The 10,560-nt window shown below is 70.7% G+C and carries 11 protein-coding genes and 1 pseudogene; 8 read left to right on the forward strand and 4 right to left on the reverse strand.

Going from position 1 to position 10,560, the window contains the following annotated elements; all coding sequences use genetic code 11:
* Nucleotides 1-487 (forward strand): annotated as a pseudogene (locus EIO58_RS06705) (thiamine-phosphate kinase); the annotation flags it as partial.
* Nucleotide 488: 1 nt separating this feature from the next.
* Here the strand turns inward: EIO58_RS06705 and rsmD are convergent.
* On the reverse strand, nucleotides 489-1,064 hold the full coding sequence (gene rsmD / locus EIO58_RS06710) for a 16S rRNA (guanine(966)-N(2))-methyltransferase RsmD (RefSeq protein WP_127818870.1): 576 nt from the start codon (nucleotides 1,062-1,064) through the stop codon (nucleotides 489-491).
* 44 nt (nucleotides 1,065-1,108) lie between these two features.
* Between rsmD and EIO58_RS06715 the strand changes: the two genes are divergently transcribed.
* The 6 genes from EIO58_RS06715 (at nucleotide 1,109) to mutM (ending at nucleotide 6,286) form a co-directional block, all read left to right on the forward strand.
* Nucleotides 1,109-3,271: an ATP-dependent DNA helicase RecG gene (locus tag EIO58_RS06715; protein ID WP_127818871.1), complete on the forward strand. Its 2,163-nt coding sequence runs from the start codon at nucleotides 1,109-1,111 to the stop codon at nucleotides 3,269-3,271.
* A 41-nt stretch (nucleotides 3,272-3,312) separates the two neighbouring features.
* Nucleotides 3,313-3,810, forward strand: a complete 498-nt coding sequence (gene coaD, locus EIO58_RS06720) for a pantetheine-phosphate adenylyltransferase (protein WP_127818872.1) — start codon at nucleotides 3,313-3,315, stop codon at nucleotides 3,808-3,810.
* A 69-nt stretch (nucleotides 3,811-3,879) separates the two neighbouring features.
* Nucleotides 3,880-4,416 carry a YceD family protein gene (locus tag EIO58_RS06725; protein ID WP_127818879.1) on the forward strand — a complete coding sequence of 179 codons (537 nt, stop codon included), beginning with the start codon at nucleotides 3,880-3,882 and terminating at the stop codon, nucleotides 4,414-4,416.
* Nucleotides 4,417-4,448: 32 nt separating this feature from the next.
* Nucleotides 4,449-4,658, forward strand: coding sequence for a 50S ribosomal protein L32 (gene rpmF / locus EIO58_RS06730; protein WP_127818873.1), 210 nt, complete (start codon nucleotides 4,449-4,451; stop codon nucleotides 4,656-4,658).
* 16 nt (nucleotides 4,659-4,674) lie between these two features.
* Entirely contained in the window at nucleotides 4,675-5,376 is a 702-nt protein-coding gene (gene rnc / locus EIO58_RS06735; RefSeq protein WP_127818874.1) for a ribonuclease III, read from the forward strand.
* The gene (gene mutM / locus EIO58_RS06740) at nucleotides 5,369-6,286 is read left to right on the forward strand and encodes a bifunctional DNA-formamidopyrimidine glycosylase/DNA-(apurinic or apyrimidinic site) lyase (RefSeq protein ID WP_127818875.1); all 918 of its coding nucleotides are present in this window, start codon (nucleotides 5,369-5,371) and stop codon (nucleotides 6,284-6,286) included. Before rnc ends, mutM begins: the two co-directional genes overlap by 8 nt.
* 19 nt (nucleotides 6,287-6,305) lie before the next feature.
* Here the strand turns inward: mutM and EIO58_RS06745 are convergent, their stop codons facing one another.
* The 3 genes from EIO58_RS06745 to EIO58_RS06755 all read right to left on the reverse strand — a co-directional run bounded on the left by EIO58_RS06745 (nucleotide 6,306) and on the right by EIO58_RS06755 (nucleotide 8,842).
* Nucleotides 6,306-7,406, reverse strand: coding sequence for a GNAT family N-acetyltransferase (locus EIO58_RS06745; protein ID WP_127818876.1), 1,101 nt, complete (start codon nucleotides 7,404-7,406; stop codon nucleotides 6,306-6,308).
* Nucleotides 7,399-8,481: a GNAT family N-acetyltransferase gene (locus EIO58_RS06750; RefSeq protein ID WP_127818877.1), complete on the reverse strand. Its 1,083-nt coding sequence runs from the start codon at nucleotides 8,479-8,481 to the stop codon at nucleotides 7,399-7,401. Before EIO58_RS06750 ends, EIO58_RS06745 begins: the two co-directional genes overlap by 8 nt.
* A gap of 82 nt (nucleotides 8,482-8,563) precedes the next feature.
* Nucleotides 8,564-8,842, reverse strand: coding sequence for a hypothetical protein (locus tag EIO58_RS06755; protein ID WP_127818878.1), 279 nt, complete (start codon nucleotides 8,840-8,842; stop codon nucleotides 8,564-8,566).
* A gap of 513 nt (nucleotides 8,843-9,355) precedes the next feature.
* On the opposite strand from EIO58_RS06755, the gene EIO58_RS06760 reads away from it, so the two are divergent.
* A partial coding sequence (locus EIO58_RS06760) for a chromosome segregation SMC family protein (protein ID WP_164861562.1) occupies nucleotides 9,356-10,560 on the forward strand: 1,205 nt, incomplete at its 3' end.

Consider the following 10,560-nt stretch of genomic DNA (forward strand, 5'->3'; position numbering starts at 1 on the left):
CGGCCAGCTCGGACGGGCCGGTCGCGGCCTGCGCGTGCTGTTCGAGCAATTCACGGATGCCGACGGCCGGCCGACGGCGATCGACGAGCGCCTGCTCACGCCGGAGGAGCAGGACGACCTCGCCGCGCAGCTGCGCCCGTCCCCGCCGGTTGCACTCGGGCCGGCGGCCGCCGACGCCGGCGCCTCCGCGATGATGGACGTGTCGGACGGGCTCGTACTGGACGCATCGCGCTTGGCCGAGGCATCCGGCGTCACGCTCTCGATCGAGTCCGCGGCGCTCGGCGCCGACCCGGCGTCGGCGCTCACCGGCGGTGAGGACCACGCGCTGCTGGCGACCTTTCCTTCCGACCGGGCGCTGCCCCAGGGTTTCCGCAGCATCGGCGTGGTTCAGCCGCGCGGCGAGCACGACGTGCTCGTCGACGGCCGGCCGCACTCGGGACGCACGGGCTGGGATCCGTACCGCGACTGGGACGAGCTCACCGGGTGAATCAGCCGGTCGCGGACCCGTCGGCCGTGGCCCACCACAGCGCCGTGTCGCCGTAGCGCTTCGACCTCGTCGAGGTGAGTCCTGCCGGCAGCGTCGGCTCGGGCGAGCGCGCTGCGCGCTCGATGACGACATCCGCGCCGTCTGCCAGGCGAGGCACCAGCAGTGCGAGCGTCGACGCCAGCTCGGTCTCGCCGACGTCATAGGGGGGATCCAGGAAGACGAGGTCGAACGTCCCGCTCGTCGCGCGCAGGAAGGCGTCGGCCGAGCTGCGGTGCACCCGGACGGCGGCGTCGGCGCCGACCGCCTTGGCGACCCTGCCGGCATTGCGCTGGGCGACGGATGCCGCGCGCGGCGACTTCTCGACCAGATCGGCCGACGCGGCACCGCGGCTGACCGCCTCGAGTGCGAGCGCACCGGAACCCGCGTAGAGGTCGAGGACCGCGGCACCTCGCAGTGCGTCGGCCGCCTCGAGCGCGCCGAACAGCGACTCGCGCACGCGGTCGCTGGTGGGTCGCGTGCCGGCATCGGGGACATCGAGCACAAGGGAGCCGGCACTGCCCGCGATGATGCGCGTCACACCCTCACGATAGCTTGTAGGCCCTTCGCGCTAACCTCGAAGACATGGCGTCCTTCACCCTCGACTCGCGGCTGGGCGGCGCGATCGGCGGCAAGACGGCGGCGGCGCTCGAGCGGGCGTTCGGCATGACCACCGTGGGTGATCTGCTCACCCACTACCCCCGCCGGTACGCGCGGCGCGGGGAGCTCACCCCCATCTCGTCGCTGCCCGTCGGCGAAGCCGTCACGATCGTGGCCGAGGTCCGGCGGGTAGGCGAGCGCCGCATGAAGAACCGGAGCGGCTCGATCCTCGAGGTCGTCATCAGCGACGGCCACGGCGATCTCTCACTCACGTTCTTCAACCAGACCTGGCGGGTGAAGGACCTCAGGCCCGGACGCCGGGGGATCTTCGCAGGCAAGGTGGGGGAGTACCGTGGCACCAAGCAGCTCGCGCATCCGGACTACGAGCTGTTCGCCGATGAAGAAACGGCGCGCCTCACGGCCGAGGCGAACGCGAACCTCCCCATCCCGATCTACCCGGCTACGAGTACCGTGGCGAGCTGGCAGCTGCAGAAGATCGTCGAGCTCGTGCTCGACGGCCTCGGCGATGTGCCTGAGCCGCTCCCCGACGAGCTCCGCGCGCGTCACGCCCTCGTTCCCGCGCGGGAGGCCATCGAGCGCATCCACCGACCGGCGTCGTTCGACGAGATCGAGCCCGCCCGGGCGACGCTGCGCATGCAGGAGGCCTTCGTCCTGCAGGCGGCGCTGCTGCAGCAGCGAGCGTTCGTGCGCGCCATGTCGGCCACCAGGCGACACCCCGGCCCGCTCCTCGAGCGGTTCGACGAAACGCTGCCGTTCCCGCGCACGCCCGACCAGCTCAGCGTCGGCGACGAGATCGAGCGCGACCTGCAGGGCGACTGGCCGATGAACCGCCTGGTGCAGGGTGAGGTCGGATCCGGCAAGACCCTCGTCGCGCTGCGCGCGATGCTCCAGGTCGCGCAGAACGGCGGCCAGTCGGCCCTCATCGCGCCCACCGAGGTGCTGGCCGCGCAGCATCTGCGATCGATCGCGCGGCTGCTCGGACCCCGGCTCGCCCCCGAGCTCATGCCGACCCTTCTGACCGGGCAGCTCTCCGCGGCCGAGCGGCGCAAGGCGGCGCTGCGCGTCGCGTCCGGACAGGCGCGCATCGTCGTCGGCACGCACGCCCTGCTGAGCGAGAGCACGACCTTCGCCGACCTCGGGCTCGTCGTCGTCGACGAGCAGCATCGGTTCGGCGTCGACCAGCGCGAGTCCCTGCGCGCGAAGGGCTCGTCCCCGCACGCGCTGGTGCTCACGGCGACGCCGATCCCGCGCACTGTCGCGATGACGGTGTTCGGCGACCTCGACGTGTCGACGATCCGCACGATGCCCACCGGCCGGGCCGGGATCGAGACCTTCGTCGCGCCGCTCGCCGAACGCCCGGGCTGGTTCGGGCGTGTGTGGGAACGCATCGCCGAGGAGGTCGGCAAGGGGCGGCAAGCGTTCGTCGTGTGCGCCGCCATCGACGCCGACGCGCTTTCGAAGGACGACACCGCCGACGAGCCGGTCGGCGACACGGCGGGCGAAGCGCCCCGCACCCGATGGGGCGTGGTGCAGGTCGCCGACCTGCTGTCGAGGCATCCGTCCTTCGAGGGCATCCGGGTCGAGATCCTGCACGGCAGGATGCCCTCCGACGAGAAGGATGCCGTCATGCAGGCGTTCGCGCGCGGCGACGTCGACGTGCTCGTGGCGACGACGGTCGTCGAGGTGGGCGTCGATGTGCCGAACGCCTCGACGATGGCGATCCTCGAGGCGGACCGGTTCGGCGTGTCGCAGCTACACCAGCTGCGCGGCCGCGTCGGGCGCGGCGGAGTTCCCGGCCTGTGTCTGCTCGTGACCGAGGCCTCGGCGGGCAGCCCTGCCCGCGCGCGTGTGGAGGCGGTCGCGTCCACGCTCGACGGGTTCGCGCTGGCCGAGGTCGACCTCGAGCTCCGCGGCGAGGGCGATGTGCTCGGCGACGCGCAGTCCGGCGCGCGGTCGTCGCTGCGACTGTTGAGAGTCGTGAAGGACGCCGACATCATCGCCGAGGCCCGCATCGCCGCTGAGCACGTCCTCTCCGACGACCCGGCGCTCGACCGGCATCCCGGCCTCGCGGCGGCCCTCCAACGCAGCGTCGGCATGGCCGAGCGCGCGGCCCTCGCCAAGAACTGACCGCGCCGGAGCACCTTCGGCATGCCCACTAGGCTGGTCGCATGAGCAGCCGGATCGCCGTCGTCCCGGGATCGTTCGACCCGCCGACCCTCGGCCATCTCGATGTCATCCGACGCGCCGCGTCGCTGTACGACCAGCTTCACGTGCTCGTCGTACACAACCCCGGCAAGGAGGCGATGCTGCCCATCGCGCAGCGCCAGTCGCTGCTGGAGCAGTGCATCGCCGAGAGCGACATCGACGGCGAGGTCGTCGTCGCCTCGTGGAGCATGGGGCTTCTCGTCGACTACGCCACGGATGTCGGAGCGAGCGTGCTCGTGAAGGGCATCCGCTCGCAGATCGACGTCGCGTACGAGACGCCGATGGCGATCGTCAACCGCCACCTCGCCCACGTCGAGACGGTGTTCCTGCTGCCCGACCCCGCCCATGCGCTCGTCTCGAGCTCGCTGGTGCGGCAGGTCGCGTCACTGGGCGGAGACATCTCGCCGTTCGTCCCCCCACCGGTCGCGCGGTTCCTCGACACCGGAGCGCGCGGCATCTGACGGGCCTCCGGGTGCCGACGCCGCGGCGACCGAGCGCGACTACGATGGGGGATCGTGGTCAGAAAGCATGTGACGGGTCCGTTCGTCCTTCCCGTGCGCGATCTCGTGCACCGCCCCGGCGAGATGCGCGAGCACTCGCTCGACGTGCCGGCGCCCGCCAGGTGGGGTGAGGGACTGGTCGCCGTCGACGAGGGCGAGCCGCTCGCCGTCGACGTCCGCCTCGAGTCGGTCCACGAGGGGATCCTCGTCTCGGGTGAGATCGGCACCCAGTACACCGGCGTCTGCAGCCGCTGCCTCACCGATGTCGCCGAGGGGCTCCAAGTCGAGATTCAGGAGCTTTTCGCGTATCCTGGGCAGGAAGAAGCTGACTTCGAGGTTCAAGACGACCACGTGGATCTTGAAACTCTGGTCAGGGAAGCAGTCGTCCTGGCGCTTCCGTTTCAGCCGGTGTGTCAGCCGGATTGCCCCGGCCTCGACCCGGTCACGGGCGAGCGGCTGGCCGACAGCACCGGGTCACAGCAGCGCGAGCCCCTCGATCCACGGTGGGCTGCGCTCCAGGACTTCACCACGAGCCACGACGACGAAACTCCGCGCTCCCGCGGCTGAGCCGGCGTCGAGAACACAGAAGAGAGCAAGCTATGGCAGGCAACCCCCCGAAGCGGAAGGTCTCCCGTTCCAACACGCGCTCGCGTCGCGCGCAGTGGAAGGCCGAGGCCCCCACGCTCGTCAAGACCGTCGAGAACGGCAAGGTCGTCTACAGCCGTCCCCACCAGGCGAAGGTCGTCACCGACTCGCAGGGCACGGAGCTGTTCCTCGAGTACAAGGGCCGCAAGGTCGCCGACGTCTGATCGTCGCGCGCCTGACGTGACCGACGTCGCTGCCGAGCGCACCGCGCTCGCAGAACTCACGCGGAAGCTCGGAGTCGGAATCGACCCCGAGCTTCTGTCGCTTGCGCTCACGCACAGGTCGTGGGCCTACGAGAACGGCCAGGGCCCGCACAACGAGCGCCTCGAGTTCCTCGGCGACTCCGTGCTCGGGCTCGCCGTGACCGTACGCCTGTTCACGGGGCACCCCGATCTCGATGAGGGGGCGCTTGCGAAGCGCCGCGCGAGCGTCGTGTCGACCGTAGCGCTCGCCGAGATCGCCCGGGGCATCGGCCTGGGGGAGCACCTGCTGCTCGGCCGCGGCGAAGACCTCACCGGCGGCCGCGACAAGGATTCGATCCTCGCCGATACCATGGAGGCCATTTTCGGGGCGGCGTATCTCTCGGCGGGTCCGGATGCCGCCACCGGGCTCGTGCTGCGGCTCGTCGAGCCGCTCCTGGAAAACCCCGAGCGCTACGGCGCCGCGATGGACCCCAAGACCGCCCTGCAGGAGCTCGCCGCGCGCGGCGGATTCGAGCCGCCGGTGTACTCGGTGACCTCGACCGGTCCCGATCACGACCGCAGATTCACGGCGACCGTGCTCGTCGGCGATTTCATGGCCGAAGGCGCGGGCACCAGTAAGAAGCACGCCGAGATGGCCGCCGCCCTCGGGGCCTGGCGGGAGCTCAGCGGGCGTGCCTGAACTTCCCGAGGTCGAGGTCGTCCGGGCGGGCCTCGCTCCCGCGGTGACGGGCGCGACGGTGACGGGCGTCACGGTGCTCGACGAGCGCGCGCTGACGCGACACTCCGGCGATGGCGCGCACTTCGAAGCGGCGGTGACCGGACGCGTCATCCGTGGGGCCGCCCGCCGGGGGAAGTTCCTGTGGCTGCCACTCCTGTCCGTCACAGGCTCCGCAGAGCCGACGGAGGCCGTCGTCGGGCATCTCGGCATGAGCGGGCAGATGTTGCTGCGCATGCCGGGCGCCGCGCTCGAACGCCACGAGCGCGTGCGCTTCGACTTCGCGCACCCGCAGCACGGCGAGCTCGCGATCGTGTTCGCCGATCAGCGGACGTTCGGGTCCCTCGCGCTCGACGAACTCGTGCCGACCGCCGACGGTGCGGCCGGCGGCTTCGGCAGTGCCGAGGCGCTCGTCCCCTCGCAGGTGGCGCACATCGCCCGCGACCCGCTCGATCCCGCCTTCTCGGATGCCGGATTCCGGCGCGCGCTCGCACGCAAGGACTCCGCGATCAAACGGGTGCTGCTCGACCAGACCGTGACCAGCGGGATCGGCAACATCTACGCCGACGAGTCGCTGTGGGCGGCCCGCATCCATCCCGAGACGCCGGCGCGGATGCTGTCGACGCGTGCCGCCGGGCGCCTGCTGGCCGAGGTGCGGCACGTGCTCGAGAAGGCCCTGGCCGAGGGCGGCACGAGCTTCGACGCGCAGTACGTCGACGTGAACGGCCAGGCCGGCTACTTCGCGCACTCGCTCAACGCGTACGGCCGCACCGGGGAGCCGTGTCCCCGGTGCGGCCGACCGATCGTGCGAGTGTCGTTCACGAACCGCTCGAGCCATTTCTGCCCGCGCTGCCAGCGGTCCCCGCAAGCCTGAGCCGGCGGCATCCGTTCGGTCACACGTCGAGCGTCTTCTTCCACGCACCCGCATACGAGGCGGGGACGAACCCGATCGCCTCGTTGATGTCGAGCATGTGGCGGTTCTCCTCGGCGTTGAACGTCGAGACGCGCGGCGACTCGGGCACGAGCTGCCGCCAGCGCAGCAGGTTCGCGCACTTCACGAGGGCGCCCAGGCGGTGTCCGCGGTGCTCCTTCAAGACGAGTGTGCCGTACTGCTGCGTGGCGCCGCCGTGGTCGTCGGCGATGACCAGCTCGTTATAGGCGGCGATCGTCCCGGTCGGCTCGTGCAGCACCGCGGCGACCGATACCGTCAGCCCCTGGGCCTGCTGGCGGGCGTCGCGCCGCCGCACGCGCGCGGCGTCCCACCGCTGCTCGTCGACGACCATGCCCCCCTGCGGCGCATCCGTCGACAAGCGCGAGAGGGCGTAGGCGAACCCGTCCTGGAACTCGGGTGGGGTCGGCGCCGTCCACGCGATCTGGCGGTAGTCGGACCCGGCCGCGGCCAGCGCGTCGGCGAGCATCCGCTTCACGAGCCCGAGATCGCCGGTGAGATCGAACACGCTGTTGCGTTCGACCTGCTCCAGCGTGAAGCCGTTCGCCACCTGGAACGCTGTCTGGCGATCATGGGCTGGGATCTCGCCCCAGCCGGTCGACGGGCTCAGCCGGGGGCCGGGCATGCCGGGGCGGTGGAGCGTCCACGTCTGGATCGTCGTGAGTCCGCGCTCGCGGGCCTCTCGCTCGACCTCCGCAAGGAGCAGCTCCTCGACTCCCTGGCCCCAGAGCGGCGGATCGACCATGAGGTCGAACTCGACTGCGCCGGCGTCGGGCTCGTTCGAGATCATCAGCTTCACCACGCCCAGCACGGCGTCGTCCCGCAGCACCGCGAAGCCGAGCTGGGTCCAGTCGGACTGGTCCTGCCAGAAGCCGAGCATCTCCTCAGGCTCCTCGTGCAGGTAGTCGTGGCCGGCGTCGTGACGGCACACCGCGTTGGCGATGCGCACCATCTCGGCGAAGACGCGCGCCTCGGGAGCATCAAGCTTCTCCGGCACCGTCACGCGCTCCACCGTGAGAACTCCCGGTTGTGCGAGGTCAGTCATCGAGCACCTTCTTCCACGCGCCCTCGTATGCGATGGGCGCGAATCCGATCGCCTCGTTGATGTCGAGCATCGGGCGATTCTCTTCCGCGTTGTATGTGATCACGCGCGGGGACTGCGGAGCGACATCTCGCCACGACAGCAGCGCTGCGCACTTGACGAGGGTGCCGAGCTTGTGCCCTCTGTGCTCCTTGAGCACGAGCGTGTCCTCCTGATGCGTGGCCTCCGTGCGATCCTTGCCGATCACGAGCTCGTTGAACGCGCACAGCGTGCCCGTCTCGATGTGCTGCGCGGCCGTGACCTGCAGCGTCCGCCCGGTGTCGGTGTACCGTGCGTCGTGCTGGGCGATGCGCGCGGCATCCCATGATTCCTCATCGAACTCGATGCCCGCCGACGGGGCGTCCGTCGACATGCGCGACTTCATCCACGCGTACCCGTCGGCGTAGTCCGGCGGCGTCGGAGCGAACCACTGCACCACGCGGTAGTCCGTCGACGCCGTCCGGGCCTCGGCGAGCAGGCGCTCCACGTGGTCGTACGACCCGGTCAGGTCGAAGGCGCTGTTGCGTTCGACCTGCTCGAGGGTGTAGCCGTGGCGCAGGAAGAAGCGCGCCCCGTGATCGCGCGGGATCTCGCCGAACCCGGTCGGCGGCGCGAGGCGGGGGCCGGGCGCCTCGGGGTGCTCGGCCCAGGCCTGCAGCACCGTACGTCCGTTCTCGCGCGCGGTGCGCTCGACGAGGACGTAGGCGGACGAGCCGATGCCGCGTCCCCACGAATCACGCAGCAGCTCGATGAGCCAGAACGCGACCTTGGAGCCCGTCTCGTTCGGAAGGTCGAGTCCGACACGCCCGACGACGGCGCCGCCGTCGAGGATCACCCAGGCGAGGCGTCGCTCGTAGGGGGTCGTGCGGTAGTGCGGGAGGAGCTCGTCGGCGCTGATGCGATGGTCGTCGTGCCCCGAGACCTCGCGGTAGATGGCGTTGCGCACGCGCACCATCCCCGCGAAGTCGGCGGCATCGGGAGAGTCGATGGAATCGGGGATGACGAGAGGGCGGATCTCGACGTCGGTGAGGGTCTTCATGACGGTGTGTCTTTCGGAGTCGGTTTCGGTAGCGCGCCCAGGGGTCCGTCACCCGGTGGCCGGGTGACGGACCCGTCGGCGATCACTGGCGAGGCGCGAGCAGGAGAGCATCGCGCTGATGTGCTCGTGTGCTCTGCACAGTCGCCTCGTGGTGCCGGCGCGCGTGCGCATGCCGGTGGCGGTCGTCCGCGAGGCGCGGGTTGCGCGTGCTCCACAGCAGCAGGCGCAGGCCCACGTGGAGTGCGACGCGGTCGAAGAGGGTGGTGCGCGTGTCGCGGCTCGAGAGTCGCAGCGTGTCCGACAGCAGGTCGTCACGTTGATACGGCTCGTCGCGGCGCTGCGGCGCGAGAAGGGTGTTCATGGTTTCGCTTTCCGGATGGGGTGATGCCGCGAGCGGACGCCCGAGGCGGAGATGCCGTGCCGCAGCACGACGGGTCGGAGGCAGGGAGGCGCTGCTGGCCGGTCGGTCGGAGTCGACGTCCTCAGGCGGGACGGCGTCCGGGAACCGGAGCGGCGCGAGGTGAGGATGCCCGGAGACGGGCAGAGTCCTCTCCTGCGCGGGTCAGATGGCGGCGGGGAAGCGGCCGCTCAGCGTGGCGCCGAAGGAGACGGTCCCCAGCGCGCACGAACGATTCGCTCCGCCTGCAGCGGCGAATCCAGTGGTGTTCATGTGCATCATCGGGGACCTCCTTTCTCGACTTCAGACGCGAAAAGCGACATTAGCGCGACTCTGAGACCCGCGTCAAGCATTCTTGCAGATTCGGATGACGACGGGCGTGTCGCGGCATCCGTCCGCCCGCGGCTCGCCTTCGCGGGCGTAGGAGCGTCCTCGGGTAGCGTAGGCGGGTAATCGACCGGGGTGGAGGGCGCATCCATGCACCTGAAGAGCGTGACGCTCAAAGGGTTCAAGTCGTTCGCCCAGCCGACGACGTTCGCGCTCGAACCCGGCGTGACCTGCATCGTCGGCCCCAACGGATCCGGCAAGTCCAACGTGGTCGACGCGCTCGCCTGGGTGATGGGCGAGCAGGGGGCCAAGACGCTCCGCGGCGGCAAGATGGAGGACGTCATCTTCGCCGGCACCGCGACGCGCGGTCCGCTCGGCCGCGCCGAGGTGCAGCTGACGATCGACAACAGCGACGGCGCGCTGCCGATCGAGTACTCCGAGGTCACCATCAGCCGGACGCTGTTCCGAAACGGTGCGAGCGAGTATGCGATCAACGGTGAGACCTGCCGGCTGCTCGACGTGCAAGAGCTGCTGAGCGACTCCGGTCTCGGCCGCGAGATGCACGTCATCGTCGGGCAAGGACGACTCGACAGCGTTCTGCAGGCGACGCCCGAGGATCGCCGCGGCTTCATCGAAGAGGCCGCAGGCATCCTCAAGCACCGTCGCCGCAAAGAGAAGACCCTGCGCAAGCTCGAGGCGATGGAGGCGAACCTGACCCGCCTGAGCGATCTCGCCGGCGAGCTTCGCCGCCAGCTGAAGCCTCTGGGCCGGCAGGCCGAGATCGCGCGCGAGGCCGCGACGATCGCGGCGGTGGTGCGCGACGCCAAAGCGCGCCTGTTCGCCGATGAGATCGTCGCCCTGCGTGCGGAACTCGCCTCCTACGCGCGGAGCGAGCACGAGCGTCACGCCGAGCGGATGGTGCTGCAGGAGCGGCTCGACAACGCCCGGGTGCGCCTCGAGCAGCTCGAGAACGATCAGCGCTCCGAGTCCGTCGACCGCGCGCGGCGCGTCGCGCACTCGCTCGAACGGGTGCAGGAGCGGCTCCGAAGTCTCTACGCGCTCGCCGGCCAGCGCCTGGCGCTCCTCGGCGAGGCCGAGGACGAGGACCGCATCGAGCTCACCACGGTGTCGCAGGCCATGATCGACGAGGCGCGTGCCGAGATCGGGACGATCGGTGACGGCCTGGGGGAGGCGCAGGATGCCGCAGCCGAGGCGGCACGCGGCGTGATCCGCGCGCGGGCCGAGCTCGACGCGCTCGACGCCGACATCGCCGCGCAGAGCGCCCTCGTGTCGGAACACGACATGCGCATCACGGCGCTGCGCGGCACCGCCGAGGCCGCCGCTTCGGCGCTGGC

Source organism: Microbacterium sp. CPCC 204701, assembly GCF_004010105.1.
In the GTDB taxonomy this organism is placed as follows: Bacteria; Actinomycetota; Actinomycetes; order Actinomycetales; family Microbacteriaceae; genus Microbacterium.